General features: G+C 62.5%; 21 protein-coding genes. 10 read left to right on the forward strand and 11 right to left on the reverse strand.

Annotated features, from left to right (window positions below; all coding sequences use genetic code 11):
• The first annotated feature begins 3 nt into the window (after window positions 1-3).
• Genes K3557_RS02775 through K3557_RS02795 form a run of 5 tightly spaced genes read left to right on the forward strand, consistent with a single transcriptional unit; the run spans window position 4 to window position 4423 of the window.
• On the forward strand, window positions 4-1347 hold the full coding sequence (locus K3557_RS02775; RefSeq protein WP_259997519.1) for a cbb3-type cytochrome c oxidase subunit I: 1344 nt from the start codon (window positions 4-6) through the stop codon (window positions 1345-1347).
• 3 nt (window positions 1348-1350) lie between these two features.
• The gene (locus tag K3557_RS02780; protein ID WP_129371826.1) at window positions 1351-2145 is read left to right on the forward strand and encodes a CbbQ/NirQ/NorQ/GpvN family protein; all 795 of its coding nucleotides are present in this window, start codon (window positions 1351-1353) and stop codon (window positions 2143-2145) included.
• Window positions 2146-2149: 4 nt separating this feature from the next.
• On the forward strand, window positions 2150-4027 hold the full coding sequence (locus tag K3557_RS02785) for a nitric oxide reductase activation protein NorD (RefSeq protein ID WP_259997521.1): 1878 nt from the start codon (window positions 2150-2152) through the stop codon (window positions 4025-4027).
• Window position 4028: 1 nt separating this feature from the next.
• On the forward strand, window positions 4029-4202 hold the full coding sequence (locus K3557_RS02790) for a hypothetical protein (protein ID WP_259997523.1): 174 nt from the start codon (window positions 4029-4031) through the stop codon (window positions 4200-4202).
• Window positions 4199-4423 carry an NnrT protein gene (locus tag K3557_RS02795; RefSeq protein WP_259997525.1) on the forward strand — a complete coding sequence of 75 codons (225 nt, stop codon included), beginning with the start codon at window positions 4199-4201 and terminating at the stop codon, window positions 4421-4423. The genes K3557_RS02790 and K3557_RS02795 overlap by 4 nt, the downstream gene beginning before the upstream one ends.
• Before the next feature lie 119 nt (window positions 4424-4542).
• Here K3557_RS02795 and K3557_RS02800 read toward each other — a convergent pair whose 3' ends face one another.
• The 9 genes from K3557_RS02800 to K3557_RS02840 all read right to left on the reverse strand — a co-directional run bounded on the left by K3557_RS02800 (window position 4543) and on the right by K3557_RS02840 (window position 13093).
• Window positions 4543-4791 (reverse strand): EF-hand domain-containing protein, encoded by a 249-nt coding sequence (locus tag K3557_RS02800; protein WP_129371822.1) that lies wholly within the window; start codon window positions 4789-4791, stop codon window positions 4543-4545.
• A gap of 403 nt (window positions 4792-5194) precedes the next feature.
• A complete protein-coding gene (locus tag K3557_RS02805) occupies window positions 5195-6337 on the reverse strand; it encodes a M56 family metallopeptidase (RefSeq protein WP_259997527.1) in 1143 nt (380 codons plus the stop codon).
• The gene (locus K3557_RS02810; RefSeq protein ID WP_259986763.1) at window positions 6327-6743 is read right to left on the reverse strand and encodes a BlaI/MecI/CopY family transcriptional regulator; all 417 of its coding nucleotides are present in this window, start codon (window positions 6741-6743) and stop codon (window positions 6327-6329) included. Before K3557_RS02810 ends, K3557_RS02805 begins: the two co-directional genes overlap by 11 nt.
• A 321-nt stretch (window positions 6744-7064) precedes the next feature.
• Window positions 7065-7343 carry a DUF2160 domain-containing protein gene (locus K3557_RS02815; RefSeq protein WP_027259960.1) on the reverse strand — a complete coding sequence of 93 codons (279 nt, stop codon included), beginning with the start codon at window positions 7341-7343 and terminating at the stop codon, window positions 7065-7067.
• Window positions 7343-8140, reverse strand: coding sequence for a carbohydrate ABC transporter permease (locus tag K3557_RS02820; RefSeq protein WP_129371820.1), 798 nt, complete (start codon window positions 8138-8140; stop codon window positions 7343-7345). Before K3557_RS02820 ends, K3557_RS02815 begins: the two co-directional genes overlap by 1 nt.
• Before the next feature lie 11 nt (window positions 8141-8151).
• Window positions 8152-9015, reverse strand: coding sequence for a carbohydrate ABC transporter permease (locus K3557_RS02825; protein WP_129371819.1), 864 nt, complete (start codon window positions 9013-9015; stop codon window positions 8152-8154).
• Window positions 9015-10109 (reverse strand): ABC transporter ATP-binding protein, encoded by a 1095-nt coding sequence (locus tag K3557_RS02830; protein ID WP_259997530.1) that lies wholly within the window; start codon window positions 10107-10109, stop codon window positions 9015-9017. The genes K3557_RS02825 and K3557_RS02830 overlap by 1 nt, the downstream gene beginning before the upstream one ends.
• A 7-nt stretch (window positions 10110-10116) precedes the next feature.
• The gene (locus K3557_RS02835) at window positions 10117-11193 is read right to left on the reverse strand and encodes an ABC transporter ATP-binding protein (protein ID WP_259997531.1); all 1077 of its coding nucleotides are present in this window, start codon (window positions 11191-11193) and stop codon (window positions 10117-10119) included.
• 166 nt (window positions 11194-11359) lie between these two features.
• Window positions 11360-13093, reverse strand: coding sequence for an ABC transporter substrate-binding protein (locus K3557_RS02840; protein WP_259986760.1), 1734 nt, complete (start codon window positions 13091-13093; stop codon window positions 11360-11362).
• Between the two features lie 276 nt (window positions 13094-13369).
• On the opposite strand from K3557_RS02840, the gene K3557_RS02845 reads away from it, so the two are divergent.
• Window positions 13370-14488 (forward strand): class I SAM-dependent RNA methyltransferase, encoded by a 1119-nt coding sequence (locus K3557_RS02845; RefSeq protein ID WP_259997533.1) that lies wholly within the window; start codon window positions 13370-13372, stop codon window positions 14486-14488.
• 71 nt (window positions 14489-14559) lie between these two features.
• Here the strand turns inward: K3557_RS02845 and K3557_RS02850 are convergent, their stop codons facing one another.
• Window positions 14560-15888: a hypothetical protein gene (locus K3557_RS02850; protein WP_259997535.1), complete on the reverse strand. Its 1329-nt coding sequence runs from the start codon at window positions 15886-15888 to the stop codon at window positions 14560-14562.
• Window positions 15889-16250: 362 nt separating this feature from the next.
• Between K3557_RS02850 and K3557_RS02855 the strand changes: the two genes are divergently transcribed.
• Both K3557_RS02855 and K3557_RS02860 read left to right on the forward strand, forming a co-directional pair.
• Window positions 16251-17264, forward strand: a complete 1014-nt coding sequence (locus tag K3557_RS02855) for a hypothetical protein (protein ID WP_259997537.1) — start codon at window positions 16251-16253, stop codon at window positions 17262-17264.
• A gap of 91 nt (window positions 17265-17355) precedes the next feature.
• Window positions 17356-18156, forward strand: coding sequence for a TIGR03084 family metal-binding protein (locus K3557_RS02860; RefSeq protein WP_259986756.1), 801 nt, complete (start codon window positions 17356-17358; stop codon window positions 18154-18156).
• A gap of 249 nt (window positions 18157-18405) precedes the next feature.
• Here K3557_RS02860 and K3557_RS02865 read toward each other — a convergent pair whose 3' ends face one another.
• Window positions 18406-19248 (reverse strand): 2-dehydro-3-deoxygalactonokinase, encoded by an 843-nt coding sequence (locus K3557_RS02865; protein WP_259997539.1) that lies wholly within the window; start codon window positions 19246-19248, stop codon window positions 18406-18408.
• A gap of 349 nt (window positions 19249-19597) precedes the next feature.
• Here K3557_RS02865 and K3557_RS02870 point away from each other — a divergent pair, with 349 nt between their 5' ends.
• Both K3557_RS02870 and K3557_RS02875 read left to right on the forward strand, forming a co-directional pair.
• Window positions 19598-20614 carry an AraC family transcriptional regulator ligand-binding domain-containing protein gene (locus K3557_RS02870; protein WP_259997541.1) on the forward strand — a complete coding sequence of 339 codons (1017 nt, stop codon included), beginning with the start codon at window positions 19598-19600 and terminating at the stop codon, window positions 20612-20614.
• A gap of 435 nt (window positions 20615-21049) precedes the next feature.
• Window positions 21050-21778, forward strand: coding sequence for a sugar transferase (locus K3557_RS02875; protein ID WP_409201212.1), 729 nt, complete (start codon window positions 21050-21052; stop codon window positions 21776-21778).
• Window positions 21779-21909: the final 131 nt, after the last annotated feature.

A 21909-nucleotide genomic window follows, 5' to 3' on the forward strand; every position in this document is an offset into this window, starting at 1 on the left:
ACAATGAAGTATCAATCACAAAAGGTGGCCTATGCCTATTTCATGGTGGCAATGGGCCTGTTTGCAATCCAGGTCCTTGGCGGGCTTCTGGCCGGCTGGATTTATGTCTGGCCCAACACGCTGAGCGAGCTGCTGCCCTTCAACATCGTGCGGATGCTGCACACCAACGCGCTGATCGTCTGGCTGCTGCTGGGTTTCTTCGGTGCTGCCTATTACCTGGTGCCGGAAGAATCCGAGCGTGAGCTGTTCTCAGTCAAGCTGGCCTATATCCAACTGGCCATTCTTGTCGTCGGCACCCTGGGCGCGGTGGGCTCCTACCTCGTGGGTATCCACGGCGGGCGGGAGTTCCTGGAACAGCCCCTGTGGGTCAAGTTCGGCATTCTTGTTGCGGCGGTGATATTCCTAGTGAATATCTCGCTGACCGTGCTGGCGGGCCGCAAAACCGCGATCACCAACATCCTGCTGATGGGGCTGTGGCTGCTGTCGCTGTTGTGGGTCTTTGCCTTTATCAACCCGGACAACCTCAGCCTTGATAAAATGTACTGGTGGTTTGTTGTGCACCTGTGGGTGGAAGCAACCTGGGAACTGGTGATGGCCGCGATCCTTGGCTACCTGATGCTGAAACTGACCGGTGTGGACCGCGAAGTGGTCGAAAAATGGCTCTATGTCATCGTTGCCCTGGCGCTGTTCTCCGGCATCCTGGGCACGGGCCACCATTTCCTCTGGATCGGCACACCGGGTTACTGGCAGTGGGTCGGCTCGATCTTCTCGACCCTCGAAGTGATCCCGTTCTTCGCAATGATGAGCTTTGCCTTCGTCATGGTCTGGAAAGGCCGCAAGAACCACCCGAATAAGGCCGCGCTGCTGTGGTCGCTGGGGGCTTCGACCGTGGCTTTCTTTGGCGCTGGCGTCTGGGGTTTCCTGCACACGCTGCACGGGGTGAACTACTATACCCATGGCACCCAGATCACCGCCGCCCACGGGCACCTCGCCTTCTACGGCGCTTATGTGGCGATGAACCTGGCGATGTTCACCTATGCGATGCCGCATCTGCGCAACCGCGATCCCTATAACCAGGTGCTGAACATGGCGTCCTTCTGGCTGATGACCGGCGGCATGGCCTTTATGACCTTTGTGCTGACCTTTGCCGGCACCATCCAGACCCACATGCAGCGCATCGTCGGCGACTATTACATGGATGTGCAGGACCAGCTGGGGCTGTTCTACCTGATGCGTCTCGGCTCTGGCGTCGTGGTGGTCCTGGGCGCGCTCTTGTTCATCTACGCAACCGTCGTGGTCCGCCGCGAAGTCATCAAACCCGGCCCCGCGGCCGTACCGGGAGAGTAAGCCATGAATGCGATGAACATGCCTTCCGTGCCCTTCTACCGTCCCGCAGGCGATGAATGCACCGTCTTCGAGATGGCCCAAGCCAACGGTCTGCCCCTTCTTCTGAAGGGGCCCACCGGCTGCGGCAAGACACGGTTCGTGGAACATATGGCAGCCCGTCTGGGCCTGCCGTTGCACACCGTTGCCTGCCACGATGACCTGTCCGCCGCCGATCTGATCGGGCGCTACCTGCTGAAAGGCGGCGAAACCGTCTGGGTTGACGGGCCGCTGACCCGCGCCGTGCGCGAGGGCGGCATCTGCTACCTGGATGAAGTGGTTGAGGCGCGCAAAGACGTGGCCGTGGTGCTGCACCCGCTGACCGACGACCGCCGCCGCCTGGTGATCGACCGCACCGGCGAGGAACTGTCAGCCCCAAAACCCTTTATGCTGGTCGCCAGCTACAACCCTGGCTACCAGAACATCCTGAAAAAGCTGAAACCTTCGACCCGGCAGCGGTTCCTGTCGATCAGCTTCGACTTCCCCGAAGCCACTGCCGAAACCGCCGTGGTTGCGTCTGAAAGCGGGTTGGACGCGGACCGCTCTGCCGCGCTGGTGCGGCTGGCGGGCCATATCCGCAAGCTGTCGGGCATGGATCTGGAGGAAGGGGTCTCCACCCGCCTGCTGATCTATGCCGCGACGCTGATTGCCAAAGGCATGAGCGTGGAGCGCGCGGTGGAGGCCGCCATCATCGAACCCCTCAGCGACGAGGCAGACGTGAGCCAAGCGCTGCGCGACCTCGCCGCCAGCGTCTACGGGTGATGCCATGATCCACGCTCTCGACCTTCTGGAACCCGAAGAAACGGTTGGCAACCTGTGGCACGGCATGGCCACACGGATCGGCGCCGCCGGGGACGAAGCGGAACACACCGTCCGGTTTGAGGACATGCGCGCCAGCCTGGCAGCGCTGTTCCGGGCGCTGGGCGGGGCCGGGGGCGTGGAAATCCAACCGGCGCCCTCGGTTCTGTCGGACCACCGTCCGGACCGGCTGCGCCGCATCGGCACCCCGCGGGAGATGACGCATATGGCCAGCTTCGACGGCGAGCGCCTGCGCCTGCCGCCGGAAATGGCTGCCTTCCCCAGCCGCGCGCTGAACCGCAAGGCTTATCTGTGGCTGGCGGCGATGGCCGCCACGATAGACCTGCCGGAACGCAACGAGGACCGCTATCAGGCCGACCAGCTGGAGATCGCGGCCAATGCCCGCGCGGCCGATCAGGTGTTTGCCGCCTGTCCGGGGCTGCGGTCGGCCTATGGCGCGTTCTGCGCCCATACCGCCGAAACCCGCAAACGCAGCGGCCTGCCCCGGGCCGAGGCGAGGATTGAGCGGATGGTGCTGGACCAGATCGGTTCCGACTGCCGGATCGCCGAACCCTGCACTTGCACCGAACCGCGCGGTTACCGGACCTATCAGCCGGTGCCGTTCTGGCTGCGCCTGCCAGTGCCGCAGGCGGGCAGGGGGGCAGCGCCTGAGGCGGAAGAGATGAAAACCCCCGGCCTCGCGGTGTCCACGCGCAAAACGGCCAAGCGCCAGGATCAGGACCAGACCACCCGCAAAGACAGTTTCATCGTCCACCGGTTTGAATCCATCCTGTCCTGGGCCGAAAGCCTGAACATCAACCGCATGGTGGATGATGACGACAACGAGAACGCCCAAAAAGCGGCAGAGGATCAGGATAACCTCACCCTCTCGCAGCATATGAAACGCGCGGCCTCGCGGTTGCGGATCTCGCTGGACCTGTCGCCGCAGGACGCCGAACACGAACGGCTGGCGGGGCAGTTCACCTATCCTGAATGGAACCATCGCTTGGGCAAACACATGCCCGATCACACCCGTGTGCTGGAGGCCGAAGGCAAGCCCGCTGACAGCTTCCAGCCTGACCCCAAACTTGTCGCCCGCGTGCGCCGCCAGTTCGCGCCGTTGCACCCGCGCCGGGTGATGCTGCCCCGGCAATTGGACGGCGATGAGCTGGACCTTGAGGCGGTGGTGAAATCCCACGTCGACCTCGCCTGCGGCCAGCAGGGCAGCGACCGGGTCTGGCAGGCCAGCCGCCCGATGGCGCGCGACCTGAGCGTGGCGGTGCTGATGGACTGCTCGCGATCCACCGAGGCCACGGTCGGCGACCGCCCGGTGATTGAGACGGCGCGGGAATCCCTTGCTGCCCTGGCAGGCGGTATTGCCACTGCGGGCGACCGGCTGGGCATCTGGGGGTTTTCCTCCCTGCGCCGTGACCGGGTGTTCCTGACCCGCGCCAAAGGGTTCGAGGATCCGATGTCCGAGGCGGTAACCGCCCGCATCGGCGGCTTCAAACCCGGCCATTACACAAGGCTTGGCGCCGCCATCCGGCACGCTTCGGCCCAATTGGCCGAAGAAGGCGCCGAACACCGTCTGCTGCTGGTAATAACCGACGGCAAGCCCAACGACCTGGACCACTACGAAGGCGTGCACGGCATCGAGGACAGCCGCATGGCCGTGCGCGAAGCCCGCGCCTTGGGCCAGTCGGTGCATGGCGTGGTGATCGACGCTGACGGGCAGGACTGGTTTGCCCGCATCTTTGGCCGCGCCGGTTTCACCCTGCTGCCCGACCCGGCCCGGCTGCCGCGCGCCTTGCCGGAAATCTATCAATCCCTGACCACGGAGCACTGAGATGAAACGCTTCTTTTCCCTCGCCCTGCTGGCCCCTTCCAGCGCCTTTGCCGCCGGTTTCGAGCGCCCGATCCCGCAGCCGCAGACAGAAATGGCGGAATTCTGGTTCCTGGCCGCTTCCATCGCACTGATCATCTGCCTTGGCGTGGTGCAATACCTGGTGAGCCGGCGATGACACCGCAGCCCTCCTGGCGGCTGCTGGCAGCGCTTTACCCGTTCGGCGCGGGTGCAGCGGCAGTCAACATCTTTTTTGCTTCTCTGATAGGCAGCTGGATCGGCTGGCGGGTGCTCAGCCCCTATGAAGCGGTCGCCTGGGGGCTGCTGCTGGGCCTGCCCGCCACATTTATCTTCGCCCGCCACATTGCCCGCCTGATGCAACAGGCTGAAAAAGGCTAAGCAGCATTATCCCACGTAAAAGGCCCCGCAACGCGGGGCCGTGTCACCATTTAACAGTGGGGGAGACACAAAGTGGCAAGGCGGCCCGGTTTCGGGGGGAGAGCCGCCTTGCCGCGGGTTCAGCCGGCCGCTGCCAGCAGGCCGGCATCCGCCGCTGCCTTCACCTCGGCCAGGTCAGCCTCGCCATCGGCATTGGCGTCGATGGTGGCAAAGGTTTCTGCAGTCAGATCAGGAAACGCCACCTGCAGCTCTTCCAGCGAATAGGTGCCATTGCCGTCCACGTCGGCCTCGGTGATGGATTCCATTGCGGCCAGCGGCGCAGCGGTCAGAACAGCAAAGGCGGCGGCGGTCAGTGCGAATTTTTTCATGTGAGACACTCCATTCGTTTGTTTGGTTCGTTACCAGCGGCCACGGTGTTCCGTGTGCCGTGGCATAGAGCTAGGCTGCCGCAGGGCCAGGTTCTATCCCCTTGAGCCATAGGCGCAATTTCCGGCGCCGGACTGCCTGAACAAGCCTGTGCCTTAGGCGCTTTGCCGCCCTGGATTGTTCCTGGTCCTTTCTCCGCTCAAGCGCCGGGGCCGGTCCTGCAGAAATCTGCCTGTGCCGGCTGTGATGCCTGTTCGCGTCTTGAAATCTAAGAGCGGGCAACTGCCGTTCCCTGTCTGGGACGGGGGGCGCCAAGCAACCGTGGCCGGGCACCAATTGCCGAACAGGCAGTGCATTTCTGAAAAGTTGGACGGCTGTAGCTGGCCGGAACCGGAAACCGGCTGCTTACTGGGCGGGGACAGCAAAACCGCCGTTCAGCGCGCTGACGGCAAGTGCAGGTGATGTGCTGCGGCTGGCCATGCGTTCCAGGTTGACGATGGTCGACAGCATGATGCGGTCATGGCTCCAGTCGCTGGGACGCTGCAGCAGCATGGCTGTGGCCAGCACCGCCCCGGCCATGGTCAGGTACACCAGCCCCCAGCCCAGCGAGTTTTGCCCCTGCGGCTGAGCGGCAGTAACCGCAATGATACGGCGTTGCAGCGAGGCGCCGCGGCGGGTTTCGCGGCGGTCGACCAGGGCCACTGCCGGGCTGCGGCGGGTAAACAGGGCCGGGCCGCGGGCGGCATGGGCGCAGGCGCGGATCAGGCACTCGCAATAAGCGCGTACCTCAAACCGGGGCCGCGCCATCAGCGCCTGATCGCAGGCAAACTCGCGCAGCAGCCGCACCTCGCGCCGCCACAGATAAAATGCCGGATTCCAGAACAGCAGCGGGCGCAGCATCTCCAGCAGGAACTCGCATTCGATATCCCGCTGGCGGAAGTGCTGCAGCTCATGCGCAACGGTCAGGCGCAGATCGCGCGGATCGCTCAGCAGAGCCGAAGGCAGCACCACATAGCGGCAAAACAGACCGCGGGTGGAATAGGCAACGCGGACTGTGTCGGAGACCATCAGCTGCACCCGGCCGATCCGTTTCCAGACAAAGGCGCAGCCCAGGTTCTGGCGCAGGCGGAAGATGGAAACGGCCACATGGGCGAGGCAGATCAGCGCTCCGGCTGCAAACGCGGCGGACAGGGCCTGGGCCCAAAACGGCTGCAGGCTGGTGAGGCCGCGCATGGCATCCTCACGCAAGCCCAGAAGCGACTCAAACGTGCCTGCGCTCATGCTGACATTGCCCTGCAAATACTGCGAGACCAGCATGTCGGAGAAATTCGGCGGATGGGGGGTGACGAAATGCGTGAAGGCAATGATCAGCACTGGCGTCGCGGCCAGCAGCACTGTCATTCCGTTCAGCAACCGCAATTGCGGCCGGTAAGCGCGGCCAAGTTTGCTGCGCGCCAGCAGCTTGCGGGCTAAGAGCCACAACGCAGCCCCTGCCAGCAGCAGGATATTCAGGTCAAAATAGGCATTCAGCAGAGCATCAGTTGGCATTGTCCCCCAGCCTTTCCTCCAAGAGCGCCCGCATCTCCTCGAGCATCTCGTCGGTCACATCCTCATCATCGACCAGCCGCGCCACCAATGCGGCGGGCGCGCCGTTGAAAAGCTTGCTCGAAAGGTTTTTCAGAGATGTTTTCTGATACTCTGCCTTGGGAACGACGGGGCGGTAAACCAAAGAGCGGTCCTTGCGCTCGCTGGTGAGGAAGCCCTTTTGCTCCATGATCTTCAGAACCGTGGCCACCGAGGTATAGGCGCGTTCCTGCACCTTGTTCAGCTTGGCCAGAATGTCGCGCACAGTGCCGCCGCCCATGTCCCAGACGGCGGTCATGAACTCCAGCTCCACTTCGGTCAGCAGGGAATTGTCGTGTTTCTTGCGCATTGCCTCGGCTGTCCGGCTCATTTGTTGGTTCCAGTCATGCTAGGGGAAGGGGAGGCTGGTGAAAACTATTTTTTTAGGAGACGTGCGGCGGCTGGGGCGTTTGTTGTCAAATTGAGCGCTGCCGCGCGAGTCGTCTCAGCAGGTTGCGGGGTGATGGGCTAGTCTTTCGGGCGGTGCCTGGCGCATCGGTTCGAGGGTTTGGCTGAGAAGGCCTTGAAGGGCAGGTTTGCCTTCAAGGCCTGTCTCAATTTTTTTAAGTCTCGCGCGTCAAGGACAAGCCGCTGCGCGGGGCCTTCGGCCTCCTTGACCCGCAGGGGCAGTATCAGAACTGACCCGCAGGTGTCAGACCTTCCAGAAGCAGAAGACGCCCCAGGCGATTGCCAGCCCCAAGGGCCACCAAAGCGGCATTCCCACCAGGCCCAGCCAGGCCAGGAAGATATAGGAGGTGCCTAGGAGGCTGATGAACAGCCGGTCGCCGCGGGTGGTGGTGAGGCCAAGCACGCCCTTGCGGGCCGCGCCGCCGGGGTGTCGGATTTCCACCGCAATCAGCACGCCGATGGCGCTGAAGATGCCGATGAACAGCAGGGCTGTGGGCCAGGTCCAGGCCATCCATGAAAACATTACACCCTCCCCATCGCGAAACCCTTCGCGATGTAGTTGCGGACAAACCAGATCACGATGGCGCCCGGAATGATTGTCAGAGTTCCCGCAGCCGCCAAGAGGCCCAGTTCATAGCCCGCGGAGGACGCAGTTTTGGTCATGGTGGCGGCGATCGGTTTTGCGGCGACGGCGGTCAGGGTTTTGGCCAAGAGCAGCTCCACCCAGGAGAACATGAAGCAGAAGAATGCCGCCACACCTACGCCAGCCTTGATCGACGGGATGAAGATCGTCGCAAAGAAGCGCGGGAAGGAATAGCCGTCGACAAAGGCGGTCTCGTCCAATTCCTTGGGGATGCCGCCCATGAAGCCTTCAAGGATCCAGACCGCCAGCGGGATGTTGAACAGGCAATGCGCCAGCGCCACTGCCAGATGGGTGTCGAACAGTTCAACGGCGGAGTAGAGCTGGAAGAACGGCAGGGCAAACACCGCCGCCGGTGCCATCCGGTTGGTCAAAAGCCAGAAGAACAGCTGCTTGTCGCCCAGGAACCGGTAGCGGCTGAAGGCATAAGCCGCAGGCAGCGCCACCGCGATCGAGATACCTGTGTTGATCGTGACGTACAGGATCGAGTTGATGTAGCCCCAGTACCAGCTGGGATCGGTGAAGATGGTCGCGTAATTCTCCAGCGTGAAGGTCTGCGGGAACAGCGAGAAGCCCGACAGGATTTCGTTAGTGGTCTTGAAGCTCATTGCGACCAGCCAATAGATCGGCAGCATGAGGAACAGGATATAGATAATGGGGACGATGGATCGTTTCTGCATGTTCCCCTCCTTTAGTTCAGATCGTCCTTGGTCATCAGCGTATAGAACAGCCAGGAGACCAGGAGCGTGATTGCGAAATAGATGAGCGACATGGCGGCTGCGGGGCCGAGGTCGAACTGGCCAAGCGCGATTTTCACCAGATCGATGGACAGCAGCGTGGTCGAGTTGCCGGGGCCGCCGCCGGTGAGGACAAACGGCTCGGTGTAGATGTTGAAGCTGTCCATGAAGCGCAACAGGATGGCGATGGTCAGCACCGTCTTCATCTTCGGCAGCTGGATGAACCGGAACACCGCCCAGTTGGAGGCACCGTCGATCTTGGCCGCCTGGTAATAGGCGTCGGGGATGGAGACCAGGCCCGCGTAGGACAGCAGCACCACCAGCGAGGTCCAATGCCAGACATCCATGGTGACAATGGTGACCCAGGCCGCAATGGGATCCTGTGTCATGTCATAGTTGATGCCCAGCGTGTGGTTCAAAAAGTACCCCAGCAGGCCGATGTCGGGCAGGGTGAAGATGTTCCACATCGCGCCAACCACGTTCCACGGGATCAGCATCGGCAGCGCCATCAGAACCAGGCAGACCGGCACCCAAAAGCCGCTGCGCGGCATCGACAGGGCAATGGCGATGCCCAGCGGCACTTCGATGATCAGGATCAGGAAGGTGAACATGAACTGGCGGCCAAGCGCTGCGTGGAAGCGGTCCGAGCGCAGGATCTGCTGGAACCAGTCCAGCCCCTGCCAGAAGAACACGTTGTCGCCAAAGGTTTCCTGCACCGAATAGTTGACCACCGTCATCATCGGAATAAGCGCGTTGAAGGCGACCAGCAGCAGCACCGGCAGCACAAAGAACCAGGCTTTCTGGTTTTCGGTTTTCATCAGGCTGCTCCTTGTTCGTCTGCAGCGGGGGAGGTGGCAAGCCAGCCATCCACGTAAAGCCGGGTCATGTCCTGGCGAAAGGCGAGGTGCACGGCGCTGCCCTTGGCCGGGGCGTTGGCTTCGACAACGGCATTGACGCGCTGGCCGCCGGCCTCGCATTCCACCACCGTATGGCGGCCCACGTCGGAAACTTTGGTGACCGTGGCGGGCAGGCCGTGGTCTGACAGCGCGACAAACTCCGGACGGATGCCGATTTCTGTCTTGCCGTTCGCGGCGCCCTGAACAGGGCCTTCCAGCGCTACGGCCTTACCGGCAAACATCGCTGCGCCATTCTGCAGCTCGCAGGGCAGGATGTTCATCCCTGGCGAGCCGATGAAGTGACCTACGAATGTATGGGCGGGGCGCTCGAACAGCTCGACGGGGGTGCCGATCTGCACCACCTCGCCCAGCTGCATCACCACTACCTGATCGGCGAAAGTCAGCGCCTCGGTCTGGTCGTGGGTGACGTAGATCATCGTCGCCTTCACCCGCTGGTGCAGCTCTTTCAGCTTGGAGCGCAACTTCCACTTCAGATGCGGGTCGATCACGGTGAGCGGTTCGTCGAACATCACCACGTTGACGTCTTCGCGCACCAATCCGCGGCCCATCGAAATCTTCTGCTTGTTATCGGGCGACAGGCCGGCCGCCTTCTGCTCCAGCATTTCGGTGACTTCCAGCATCTCGGCAATCGCCATTACCCGCTGGTGCACGGTGGCCTCATCCCGGCCGCGGTTGCGCAGCGGGAAGGCCAGATTGTCGTAGACCGTCATGGTGTCGTAGATCACCGGGAACTGGAACACCTGCGCGATGTTGCGCTGGTCCGGGGGCAGGGCTGTCACGTCGTTGCCGTCAAACAGGATCTGGCCCTCGGAGGGCACCAGCAGGCCCGAGATGATGTTGAGCAAGGTGGATTTGCCGCAGCCCGACGGACCCAGCAGCGCATAGGCGCCGCCATCGTTCCAATCCAGATCGATTTCCTTCAGCGCATAGTCCGAGTCGGACTTTGGCGTTGAAAGATAGCTGTGGCGCAGTTTTGAGAGTGTTATTTTAGCCATTGATGCCTCACGCCGCGCGGCTGCCGTCAGGGGCAAAGTAGTAAGCCTGCGCGGGGTCCATGTAAAAATCGTGCAACTCACCCACGCGGTAGGGGTGAACGCCGTGGGCCAGTGAGACCCAGCTGCCTGTGTCCGATCCGGTGCCCATGTCGAAATGGGCCGAGCTTTCAGAGCCGGACAGCTCGGTTACCTGTACTTGGCCCGACAGCTGCACCTGGGCGCCGTTTTTCGCCACAGGCAGCACGTGATGCGGGCGGATCGCGATGGTGTAGGTGCCATCGCTAAGGTTCGCTGCATTGCCGTTCAGTTCCCAGGTGACGCCTGCACCGAGGCGGGCCATGCTGCCCTGCTTGATGATCTCGGCGGTGTTGATCGGCGGGTCGGAGAACACCCGCGCCGCATCGACATTGCCGGGGTTGCGGTAGATCTCGGCGGTGGGGCCGAACTGGGTGACGCGGCCGTCGCGCATCAGCGCGGTCTTGCCCCCCAAAAGCAGCGCCTCTTCCGGTTCCGAAGTGGCATAGACCACCACGGCGCCGCGGCCGGCAAACAGCTCGGGCAGCTGGTCGCGCAGCTCCTCGCGCAGTTTGTAGTCGAGATTGGCCAGCGGCTCATCCAGGAACACCGCGCGGCTTTCCTTGGCAATCGCACGGGCCAGCGCGCAGCGCTGCTGCTGGCCGCCCGACAGCTCATGCGGGCGGCGGTGCAGCATCGGCTTCAGCTGCAGAATGTCTGCGGCTTCCTCAACCCGGCCGGCAACTTCCGACTTGGCCATACCGGCCACCTTGAGGGGCGAGGCGATGTTCTCATACACCGTCATATGCGGGTAGTTGATGAAGAACTGATGCACCAGGCTGATGTTGCGTTTCTGGGTGCTAAGACGGCTGACATCCTCGCCGTCCATTATCACCTGTCCGCTGGCCATCGGGTCGAGGCCCGCCATCAGTTTGATCAGTGAAGTCTTTCCGGAGCCGGTGGCGCCGAGGAGAACGTTAAAATGACCGGGTTCCAGCACCAGCGAGGTGTCCTTGATGTGCTGAATGGCGCCGACGCGCTTGGTCACACCCTTAAGTTCGAGTGCCATCTTGCTTTGACTTTCTGGCAGGCGGCCGGTTTGCGCCCAGGTGCAAATGGGGGCAGGGGCGCGCAGTCTTTTGGGGAAGAAGGCCCCGAAGACGGGAAAGTGTCTCCGGGGCCTGGGTTCAGCCCGGCCGGGCGATGGGGAGCCTGGCCGGACCGGGAGGAGAGGCTTACTCAGTCGCCCAGCGGGCCACTAGCTCGTCATAGTTGACGGTCTGGCCTGCGGGTTTCTCGTTCTCCAGCGGCGGCTTGGCGCCGCCATTGGCGTACCACCACTCCGCGTCTTTCTCTTCGTTCAGGCGCGGGCCGCAGCCGCCATAGACGCTGGCCTGCTCGTCCGCACGCTGCATCCGGGCCATGGTGATGTCCATTTCCTCGGCCAGACGGTTCATCGCTTCCTGCGGGGTGAAGGCGCCAGAGTTGACGTCACCGATCTGCTGCCACCAGATCTGGGCCAGCTTCGGATAGTCAGGCACGTTCACGCCGGTCGGCGACCATGCCACACGGTCGGGCGAGCGGTAGAACTCGACCAGGCCGCCCAGTTTCGGTGCACGCTCGGTGAAGCTTTCGTGGTTGATCGAACTATCGCGGATGAAGGTCAGACCCACATGCGATTTCTTCACGTCCACGGTTTTCGACACCACGAACTGGGCATAAAGCCAGGCCGCCTGCGCACGGTCGACGGGCGTGGACTTCAGGAAGGTCCAGGACCCCACGTCCTGATAGCCGACCTTCTGGCCTTCTTCCCAATAGGGGCCATGCGGGCTCGGCGCCATCCGCCACAGCGGGGTGCCGCTCTCGTCAACGGTGTTGTTGCCTTCGGACTGCGGTTTCACCATGTCGGCGGTGAACGCAGTGTACCAGAAGATCTGCTGCGCCACGTTGCCCTGTGCCAGAGCCGGCAGCGACTGGTAGAAGTCATAAGACGCCGCACCCGGAGGCGCGTATTTGCGCAGCCATTCGTCCCACTTGCGGATCGCATAGACCGCTGCCGGGCCGTTGGCAGCACCGCCGCGGCTGACGCTGGCGCCCTGCGGGTTGCAGGTACCGGCTTCCATGCGGATGCCCCATTCGTCGATCGGCACACCGTTCGGCTCACCCTTCGATCCGGCACCGGCCATTGACAGCCAGGCATCGGTCATCCGCCAGCCAAGGTCAGGCGCGCGCTTGCCGTAATCCATGTGGCCATAGATCGCGGTGCCGTCGATTTCCTTCACCTGCGTGCTGAAGAACTCGGCGATGTCCTCATAGGCGGACCAGTTGACCGGCACACCCAGGTCATAGCCGTATTTTTCCTTGAACGCGGCCTGCAGGTCTTCGCGGTCGAACCAGTCTTTGCGGAACCAGTAAAGGTTCGCAAACTGCTGGTCAGGCATCTGGTACAGGTCGCCATCCGGGCCGGTGGTGAACTGGGTGCCCATGAAGTCATCCAGGTCCAGATCCGGGTTGGTCACGTCCTTGAAATCGCCTGCCATCATGTCGGTCAGGTTATAGGCCAGCTGCAGACGCGAATGAGTGCCGATCAGGTCGGAGTCATTGACATAGGCGTCATAGAGATTCCGCTTGGTCTGCATCTGGGTCTGAACAGCCTGAACCACTTCGCCCTCGCCGAGGATCTGGTGGTTCACCTTGATGCCGGTGATTTCCTCAAAGGCTTTGGTCAGCACTTCGGATTCGTAGGAATGCGTCGGGATGCCTTCCGACAGCACGTTGATTTCCATGCCGCTGAACGGCTGGGCTGCCTGAATGAACCACTGCATCTCAGACAGCTGTTCATCCTTGGTTAGCACCGATGGCTGGAATTCTTCATCAATCCATTTTTTGGCCGCCATTTCGTCGGCATAGCCATTTGATCCGGCAACCATCGCGCAAACGGCGGCTGCGGACAAAAGATACTTACGCATCTTTTCCTCCCTGAAAGTCGCTTAAGGCCAGTTGTGCGTGATCTGCACCTGACTGCTATAGAGCTTTCATAGGTTGGAATATCTTGTCAAACTAATTTTTTAGTAATGCGTATGCATCTGTTTTTATTGAAATTTACAACTCCATCCGGTCGGGAAAGGTGGGCAAATACAATGCCGCATTGCAGCATCAACGGTTGTGACGCCACGGTACTTTCCGCTTATGCGGTTGCGGAAAAAACAGTCGCCGTGCGCAGGCTTTGCAGCTAAGGAGGCGGCATGACGCAAGAAAGCACATTTGAGATCTTCCTGACCGCACCGCCGGGACTGGAACAGGCGCTGCTGGCCGAGGCCAAGGAGCTGGGATTTGCCGCGCCCAAGGCAGTGCCGGGCGGGGTCACGGTGCAGGGCGACTGGGCGGATGTCTGGCGCGCCAACCTGTCGGTGCGCGGCGCCGCGCGGGTGCTGGCGCGGATCGGTGAATTCCGCGCCTTCCACTTGGCCCAGCTCGACAAACGGTCGCGCAAATTTCCCTGGGGCGACGTGCTGCGCCCGGATGTGCCGGTCAAGGTTGAGGTCGCGACCAACAAAAAGTCCAAGATCTACCACGCCGGCGCCGCCGCCCAGCGGGTGGAAAAGGCCATCGCGGAAACCCTTGGTGCGCCAGTGACCAAGGACGCGGAACTGACCGTGAAGCTGCGGATCGAGGACAACCTCTGCGTCTTCAGTGTCGACACCTCGGGCGAGGGCCTGCACAAGCGCGGCCACAAATCCGCTGTCGGCAAGGCGCCGATGCGCGAAAACCTTGCGGCGATGTTCCTGCGTGAATGCGGCTATGACGGGGCTGAGCCGGTGGTGGACCCGATGTGCGGCTCCGGCACCTTTGTGATCGAGGCGGCAGAGATCGCCAAGGGCCTGTTGCCCGGCCGCAGCCGCAGCTTTGCCTTTGAAAAACTGGCCACATTTGATGCCGAGGCCTGGGCCGCGCTGAAACAGCAAGGTGAGGCCCGCGAAACAGATCTGCTGTTCCACGGCTCCGACCGCAACGAAGGCGCGGTTGAGATGGCCGCGGCCAATGCGGACCGCGCCAGCGTGGCGGATTGCACCCGTTTTGCCCAAGCCGCAGTCAGTGATCTGCAGCGCCCGGACGGCCCGCCCGGCCTGGTCATCGTCAACCCGCCTTATGGCGCGCGGATCGGCAACAAAAAGCTGCTGTTTGCGCTGTACGGCGCCTTGGGGCAGGTGCTGAAGGAGCGGTTCTCCGGCTGGCGCGTCGGCATTGTCACCTCGGAAACCGGGCTGGCCAAGGCTGCAAACCTGCCGTTCCTGCCCTTTGGCGCTCCTGTGGCGCATGGCGGCTTGAAAATCCGCTTGTTCAAGACGGATCCGCTGCCCTGACAATGCATTAAACGTTAAGAGGGCGCCCTGCTGCGCCCTCCTGCTGGATGTGTGGAAAAGGTCAGGCCGGCTCAGGCGATCTCATATAGATCTTCGGCACCGCCCTCGGTTCCGCTGCCGGGCATGGTGCCGCCCACCGGTTGGTTCATCAGTGCCATGATATCCTCGGTGCCGGGTTCGCTGCTGCCCTGAAACTGGTCGGCCAGATTGGCGTCATACCAATTGCTCAGCCCGTCCCCGGTCACCCCGCCATTGGCATAAGATGCACCGCTGCTGGCCGCAGCTGCCGGATCATAGCCGCCCTCCAGAACTTGCTGCGAGCCGTCCGGGTTGCTGACCACCAGCGACATGCTGCTAAGGTCGATATCGTCAAGCGTCAGCCCGGCATCGGACCACAGGGTGAAGTTGGCATTGGTGACGGTGCCATCGGTGCTGTCCGGCGCTTGGCCGAATTGCACCATGCCGTCAAAATTGCCGGGCACGGTGGTGCCGGTGTCCAGCGCATTGACGGCGTTGGCACTGGCCGCGTGGCCGGTGACTGGCAGCGCATTTTCATCCGGAAAGAAATTCAGACCGTCGACGCTGGAGTCTTCCGCCATGTTGAAGAACAGCCCGTCGATATCGGCAACTTCGCCATCCCAGGACGTTGGTTCCATCTTGATAAACAGCTGCCCTTGCGGAGTCTGCAGCACCTCGACCGAGACGCCGGGGTCGCCATTGCCGCCGATCTCAAACGTGACCGAGGTTTTGCCGGTATCGCCGCCGCCATTGCCGCCGCCATCTCCGGTGCCCTTGGTCCCGCCTGTTGCCTTGGTCCCGCCAGTCCCATTGGTGCCGCCCGTACCCGAACCGCCCGTACCCGAACCGCCCGTACCCGAACCGCCTGTGCCCTTGGTGCCGGTGCCGCACCCATGCGTGCCGCCGGATCCACCGGAACCTCCGGTGCCGCCCGATCCTCCGCTTCCATTGCTGTTCCAATCGTCTTCTTCGCGGTGCCACCAGTGTTTCTTGCCGTGATGGCCCCTGCCGCCCCAGCCCTTGGATCCACCACAGCCTTTTGTGCCGCCCGATCCTTTTGTACCGCCCGATCCTTTTGTGCCACCGGACCCATTGGAGCCGCCAGACCCATAGGAGCCGCCAGATCCCTTTGTGCCGCCGGACCCTTTCGTGCCGCTGGACCCTTTAGTGCCTCCGGTTCCGTCCTGGCCCTTGTTTTGCCACCAGGATTTGCTGCCCTTGCCCTTCCAGCCATAGCGGTCAGACAGGGTGCTGTCGTACCAGCGGCCGAAATGCCCGCCTTGCACGCCGCCGTTGTAATAGCTGTTGCCGCCGCAAGCCTGCTTGCCGCCCCAGGACGCATTCCCGCGCCCCCAGCCATATGAAAAATGTCCCCGGCCCATGTTTTTTTACCCCCAGAAAAATCTTGAATCACAGTGGCGCTGCAGCTTTCCGCCAGCCGCAAACGCGCATTGAACGAGAGTAGGAAAACGGGCCGGAGGGGCCAAACTTCCACCGCATTTTAGTCAATATTTCAACGAAGGAGGCCGGGTGCGGAAACAAATGGCCCGATGGAGGCGTCATTGTTTTGTTACGACCTCCAATTGACCCGTGCACCCCGGGTGCTGCCGTCCGAATCAGCCAGTGGAGCGCGGCAATTGCCCAAATCTGTCCCGAAAAGCGCCGCCTTTTGCCGCCAGGGTGTTAACTCACAAAATGGAATCCGCACCGGTTTCGGGCGGCAGGCTGGGATAGGGTGCCAGGAATGGCTGATGGCAGATTTGACGAACGCTCAGCATATATTGCGGGGGCGGCCTGGGAGGTTCTGGGCGAAGAGCCGCGGGAAGTTTCGGCGCCGGGGGGGAAGTCGCGGTCCTCCTTGCGGCTGCATTTCAAGGATCGCACCGTGATCGCCACCCTGCGCGCCAACTTCCGCCGCACCCATCTGGAGGCCTTTGTGCTTGAGCAGCTGGCGCCCCATTGCGATGACATTCCGCAGGTGCTGGGCGTTCACAACGATGTGCTGTTTCAATCAGACACCGGTCAGGTCCGGCTCAGCGAAGAGATTATCGAACATGCGCCGGGCGACCAGCTGGAACTGGCGGCAGAGGCCTGCGCCGCAATCTTCCGCATCCAGGCAGCCGCCCGCAAAACCGAACTGCACAGCGTCCTGCCGCATCTTGGCGCCAACCGCAGCTGGATCCGCAATTTTGTCAGCTCAGCCGGCGCACTGGAAGCCTATTCCATGGGCATCCCCGCTTCATTCGACTATCCGGCAGTCGCCGAATTCATGGAGCAGCCCGGAGTTCAGTTTCTGAAATGGGATTGCCGTGCAGGCAATGCCGCGATCGGGGACGACGGGTTTGTGCGCTGGTTTGATTTCGAATATGCGGGCCTGCGCCACGGGGCCGAGGATTTCGCCTGGCTGATCGGCGATGAGACCTGGCCCATCGCCCCCGATCAAATGGCCGATGTGATGATTGAGACTTTTGACCCTGGCTGCGGCCATGAAATCGGCGCTTATCTTGAGTATCTCTCGGCCTATACCGCCTTGCATTGCATCCAGCGGCTGGAGCTGATCCAGAAAGAGGTCAAGAGCCGTGGCTGGCTTAGCCAGGAGCGGGTGCGCAAGTTTGATGACGCCGGGGTGCACCCGGAGTTTGCCGCGCAGCTGTGTCGCACCGGTGCCTACTATGCCGCGCAGTCCAAGCTTACCGCGCCGCTCTGCCGCAACTTCGAGGCTGCCGGGCGCGCGTTCCAGTCAATATCCGGGGTTTGAACGCCTTTCTTCCGTTTGTGACGTGCGGTCCAGGGTTCTGGCCTGATGGCCTGGCCGCTAGTCTGCGGCCGGACACAACCGGGGAACAGATATGCAGCAGGCCGAAGATTTCCGTGCCGAAAGCCGCGCCTTGGCGGCCATTCTGGAGGATCTGCCAGAGGCGGAGTTCCACCGTGCGACCCAGTTCAAGGGTTGGACCATTGATCACGTGCTGGGGCATCTGCATCTATTCAACGCCGCGGCAGAAGCAGCGTTGCAAGGAGATGAGGCATTTGCCGCCTTCATCGCCCCGGTGCTGCGGCACATGCAGGCGGGCAAACCCATCCTGGACTGTCAATTTCCCTGGTTGAACGGCCTGTCAGGCCGGGCACTGTATGAAGCTTGGCGGCTCGGGGCGGAGTCCTGCGCCGATGCCTTTGCCAAGGCGGATCCAAAACAGCGGTTGAAATGGATCGGACCGGACATGAGCGCGCTCAGTTCGGTCACTGCCCGGCAGATGGAGACCTGGGCGCATGGCCAGGAAGTGTTCGATCTTTTAGGGCTGGAGCGGCAAGAGCAGGACCGCATCCGCAACATCGCGCATCTGGGCGTGGCGACCTACGGCTGGAGTTTCCGCAACCGCGGGCTGGCGGTGCCGGAGCCTGCGCCGTATGTGCAGCTGACCGGGCCGTCCGGAGCAGTCTGGGACTGGAACGCGCCGCAGGACAGGGAATTTATCAAAGGCTCGGCGGTGGAATTTGCCCAGGTGGTCACGCAGGTGCGCAGCATTGCAGACAGCGGGCTGCAGCTGTCAGGTGAAACTGCCGTCAGCTGGATGAACATCGCCCAGTGTTTTGCAGGCCCGCCGGAAACTCCGCCCGGCAAGGGAATTCGTTACAAGACAGAAACTTGAAATGTCCCGGCATCCGCGGAGCGCTCCCGCCCGGCTTCGGCCTTCCTGACGGAAAGCCTGTGCCCGTTGGGCGTGGCGCCGCACTTTGTGCGGCGCCACGCCCAAGGCTGCCAAGGGGCCCCGGCACAGCCGGGACACCTGCAGGCGCGGGAGCACTTCGGATGACCTTGAAACACCTTGGTTTGCGGCCCTTATGATGCGGTCCCGCTGGCGGACTGCCAGGGCAGCGAAGGCTGGCAGGCGGTACACCTAACCTGGCCAGGCGCCGATCAGCCCTTGCAGCGTCATGCGGCCAGGATCCGCCAAGGTGACCGGCAGTGCTTGCGCGTCCAATGCCGCGGCATAGAAAGCCTGCAGAGACGGGTCGGCGATCAAGGCCAGGTTCTGGCCCAGCCAGTAAGGCCGGGCAGCCGCCAGTTCGGCGCCCAGAAAATAACCCCAGATCTGCGCCCGCGCAGCTTCAGCGGGCAGCTGTCCCAACGCCGCAGCCGCCTGAACCGAAGCCAGCCGCGCTGCCAGCTGCTCGGGTTTGGCAATGCCGTCTGCCACCGCCTCTGCTAATACTGCCTTGTCCCAGGCGCCTGCCGCCTCCAGTGCCATGCCCTGTATCGCAACCTGTGCCAGCTGGGCGGTCAAAGCACTTTGAAAACTGACAGCTTCCCGGGCGCTGATCTGCACCCAATGGGTCACCATGCCCGGCAGGCAGATCACCCCGTCCCAATCCGGGTTCAGCCGCAAGAAGCCGCTGACCGCAGCCGCAGCGCCCTGCATCAACCCGCAGGGTGCGGCCTGGCTCAGCCCTGGCAGCGCGTGAACCGGCATACCGTCCAACACTGTTTTTGCCACCGGCAGCCCGGCCGGCCGTACCGGAACCGGATGCGGCGGCGCCAGGGCAGTGCCGCCCAGCAGCACCGGACGCGGCGCGCCGCCCAGCACCTGCCGCAACGCTGCTGCCAGTGCGGGCGGACGGCTGTCCTGCAGGCGCAGCACTTGGGCCGGTCCCGCTGTGCTGCCGGCCATTTCCCAGGCTGAAAGCGTGTCTCCGTCCAGATTTGCGGCCAGCCAGCCGGTGCCGTTGCGGGGAGGCTGCATGATGCCCTCACTTCCTTTGCCATTGCGTTACCGGGCTTATGGCGCTGATTCTCTGCTCCGGCAAGCGGGCGCTCCGCCCGCCGGTATGGGGCTGAATACCCGTATGGCGAAGGTACTGTCCGAACGTATGCGCGTCATGGGCTAACGCGCGCAGGATTTGTGCAAAAGACAGCCTATCCAGCTCTGCGCCCGATCCCCAAAATCCATTAGAGTTCAGGCACCGGCGGCCCTTCGCCCGCCGGTCCCGCCAGGGACGGCGGCGCGGAATACGGGAACCGGCAGCCCGGTGGCTTGTGCCGCGCCGGAACAAGGCGGCGCACGCGTAACAGTGACAGGAGGTACTGCAAATATGCCCGGCACTCCGGCACCGCATAATGCGATTTTTGCCCAATTGGCCGCGCGCCATCTTCTGGCCCGTGACTATACACCTGCGGCAGTATTTGCGGGAACCGGTTTCGGCCAGGCGCTGCTGAGTAAGGAAGACCCCGCAGCACCGTTTGCGGCAATCGCGGGCTTCTTTGAACGTGCGGCGGAACTGACCGGCGACCCGTTATTCGGCTTCCGTCTTGGCTGTGCAACGGATTTGCGGCAGGCTGGGCTATTGGGCTACATCGCGCGGAGTTCGCCGACTGCAGGCTGTTTTTTGCGCAACATCGCGCGTTATGCCGGCGTCATGAGCGAGGTCTGGGAATTGGAGACCTCCCGGCTTGCCTCGCACGGCGAGTTCACCTGGACGTGCAGAGCGGAGCCCGGTTTGCACGCGCAGCAGTACATTGAATTTCTGGCAGCGGTGTTCTTTGCCGCCCTTCGTGACGGAACTGAATCCCGGATTGAACCGCAAAAGGCAGCCTTCAGCCATCAGCGCCGCGGCGGAAAGGATGAAGTCTCGGCATTCTACGGCTGCCCGGTGGAGTTCGGCGCCCCGGCCAGCCGGTTTGTCTTCAGGCCTGAAGATCTGGAGCTGCCGCTGGCCGGCGCCGACGGTGTTCTGCTGCGCGTGCTGCGGTCTTATGGAGATCAGCTTCTGGCGGGCCAGGCTCGGGGCCGCAAAAATACAGGTCTTGCAGCACAGGTCGAAGACGCGGTTTCTGCGCGGCTGTCCAGCGGCTCGGCCACGCTTGGCACTGTGGCGGCGGACCTGGGGATGAGCCCGCGGACCCTGTCGCGCAAACTGGCGCAAACGGGAACCAGCTACTTCACCATTCTTGAAGAACTGCGCAAGGCGCTGGCAATTCGCTATCTGCGCGAAAGCGGCCTGGCCCTGGCCGAAATCGCCTTTCTCCTGGGTTACTCCGGGCTGAATAGTTTCAGCGATGCGTTCCGGCGCTGGACAGGCCAAAGCCCGGGGCAGTTCCGGGGTAAATAAACCGGCCCGTGGCTCCGCAGATCCCCGCAGCCCGAACAGGCATAGCGCCCCCGCGTGAACAATGGCTTGCAAGAGGTGCGAATTGTCTCCGCGCAATCTCTATTCAAATGGGGTTTCCGGGTTTTTTCCGGCCTGTTTTCACATTTTGTGCGGAATTTCTAAAATTTGCTTTAAATAAGACGGGCTGCAGAAAAGTGCAGCACTGAACTGCCGCCGGGGAATTGGGCGGTTTCCAAAATAGATGCGGGCGCGTGGGGGCGTGGCCGGTTCTGAATCTGAAAATCAGTAATGGCATTTCGCTGTCAAAGATTTGCGGAATGCGGGGTTGAGTTTGAACGGCCGTCTATTGAGGCGGCGGTCCAGCAGGATTTAAGGCTGGAGAGCGGGGGTTTTCGAATGAAAGACATGGTTCCCGGAGGGGCGGGGCTGTCTTTTATGCGGGCTGAAATCGAACGGCAGCGGCCAGCAATGGCCGCGCAACAGATGCAAGCAGCCAACATAAATGCGGCTTTGAAGGGCATCGCTCAGGCGCGACGGTCCAGGCAGGGGTCAGGCGGTGCCTATGCCGCGGCAGGCAAGCGGGGGCTGGACCTGCTGCTGGTGATTCTAAGCCTGCCGCTAGTGCTGCCGCTGATTGCGCTGTGTGCGGCGGCGCTTTGGCTGGAGGGCGGCCGGCCGTTTTACACCCAGGCCCGTCTGGGCCGCGGCGGGCAGGTCTTCCGCATCTTAAAGCTGCGCACCATGGTGCGCGATGCAGACCACCTGCTGCAGTATTATCTTGAGACCGACCCGGCGCTGCGCCAGGAATGGGATGACACCCAAAAGCTGAAGAACGATCCGCGTATCACAGAGGTTGGCCGCTTTCTGCGTGCGACCTCGCTGGATGAGCTGCCGCAGCTGTGGAACGTGGCGGTTGGCGATATGAGCCTGGTCGGCCCGCGCCCGATGATGCCGGAACAGTTGCCGCTGTATGGCGATGCCGGCGCTTATAACGAACTGCGTCCAGGTATCACCGGCATCTGGCAGGTTTCGGTCCGCAATGAGGCCGGCTTTGCCAGCCGTATGCACGCGGATTTCGAATACCGGCGCAGCCTGTCGCTGGGCCGGGATCTGGGGCTGATCTGGCGGACCGCAGGCGTGGTGCTGAAAGGGACGGGATATTAATTATTTTCTGATCCGCTGCAGACCCCGGCCCGAGTGCCCGCTGCAGCCCGGCCAGCTATTGCGGGGAACGCGGTTGTGAAGCATTTTGCACGATCAGGGGCATGTGCTGCCAGTCCGGCAGCCAACCCGCT

It is taken from the genome of Leisingera sp. M523, assembly GCF_025141335.1.
In the GTDB taxonomy this organism is placed as follows: Bacteria; Pseudomonadota; Alphaproteobacteria; order Rhodobacterales; family Rhodobacteraceae; genus Leisingera.

What these genes read in the sequence shown, in the direction of transcription:
- K3557_RS02775 (WP_259997519.1), top strand. Translation starts at nt 4, where the DNA reads ATGAAGTATCAATCACAAAAGGTGGCCTATGCCTATTTCATGGTGGCA.
- K3557_RS02780 (WP_129371826.1), top strand. Translation starts at nt 1,351, where the DNA reads ATGAATGCGATGAACATGCCTTCCGTGCCCTTCTACCGTCCCGCAGGC.
- K3557_RS02785 (WP_259997521.1), top strand. Translation starts at nt 2,150, where the DNA reads ATGATCCACGCTCTCGACCTTCTGGAACCCGAAGAAACGGTTGGCAAC.
- K3557_RS02790 (WP_259997523.1), top strand. Translation starts at nt 4,029, where the DNA reads ATGAAACGCTTCTTTTCCCTCGCCCTGCTGGCCCCTTCCAGCGCCTTT.
- K3557_RS02795 (WP_259997525.1), top strand. Translation starts at nt 4,199, where the DNA reads ATGACACCGCAGCCCTCCTGGCGGCTGCTGGCAGCGCTTTACCCGTTC.
- K3557_RS02800 (WP_129371822.1), bottom strand. Translation starts at nt 4,791, where the DNA reads ATGAAAAAATTCGCACTGACCGCCGCCGCCTTTGCTGTTCTGACCGCT.
- K3557_RS02805 (WP_259997527.1), bottom strand. Translation starts at nt 6,337, where the DNA reads ATGCCAACTGATGCTCTGCTGAATGCCTATTTTGACCTGAATATCCTG.
- K3557_RS02810 (WP_259986763.1), bottom strand. Translation starts at nt 6,743, where the DNA reads ATGAGCCGGACAGCCGAGGCAATGCGCAAGAAACACGACAATTCCCTG.
- K3557_RS02815 (WP_027259960.1), bottom strand. Translation starts at nt 7,343, where the DNA reads ATGTTTTCATGGATGGCCTGGACCTGGCCCACAGCCCTGCTGTTCATC.
- K3557_RS02820 (WP_129371820.1), bottom strand. Translation starts at nt 8,140, where the DNA reads ATGCAGAAACGATCCATCGTCCCCATTATCTATATCCTGTTCCTCATG.
- K3557_RS02825 (WP_129371819.1), bottom strand. Translation starts at nt 9,015, where the DNA reads ATGAAAACCGAAAACCAGAAAGCCTGGTTCTTTGTGCTGCCGGTGCTG.
- K3557_RS02830 (WP_259997530.1), bottom strand. Translation starts at nt 10,109, where the DNA reads ATGGCTAAAATAACACTCTCAAAACTGCGCCACAGCTATCTTTCAACG.
- K3557_RS02835 (WP_259997531.1), bottom strand. Translation starts at nt 11,193, where the DNA reads ATGGCACTCGAACTTAAGGGTGTGACCAAGCGCGTCGGCGCCATTCAG.
- K3557_RS02840 (WP_259986760.1), bottom strand. Translation starts at nt 13,093, where the DNA reads ATGCGTAAGTATCTTTTGTCCGCAGCCGCCGTTTGCGCGATGGTTGCC.
- K3557_RS02845 (WP_259997533.1), top strand. Translation starts at nt 13,370, where the DNA reads ATGACGCAAGAAAGCACATTTGAGATCTTCCTGACCGCACCGCCGGGA.
- K3557_RS02850 (WP_259997535.1), bottom strand. Translation starts at nt 15,888, where the DNA reads ATGGGCCGGGGACATTTTTCATATGGCTGGGGGCGCGGGAATGCGTCC.
- K3557_RS02855 (WP_259997537.1), top strand. Translation starts at nt 16,251, where the DNA reads ATGGCTGATGGCAGATTTGACGAACGCTCAGCATATATTGCGGGGGCG.
- K3557_RS02860 (WP_259986756.1), top strand. Translation starts at nt 17,356, where the DNA reads ATGCAGCAGGCCGAAGATTTCCGTGCCGAAAGCCGCGCCTTGGCGGCC.
- K3557_RS02865 (WP_259997539.1), bottom strand. Translation starts at nt 19,248, where the DNA reads ATGCAGCCTCCCCGCAACGGCACCGGCTGGCTGGCCGCAAATCTGGAC.
- K3557_RS02870 (WP_259997541.1), top strand. Translation starts at nt 19,598, where the DNA reads ATGCCCGGCACTCCGGCACCGCATAATGCGATTTTTGCCCAATTGGCC.
- K3557_RS02875 (WP_409201212.1), top strand. Translation starts at nt 21,050, where the DNA reads ATGCGGGCTGAAATCGAACGGCAGCGGCCAGCAATGGCCGCGCAACAG.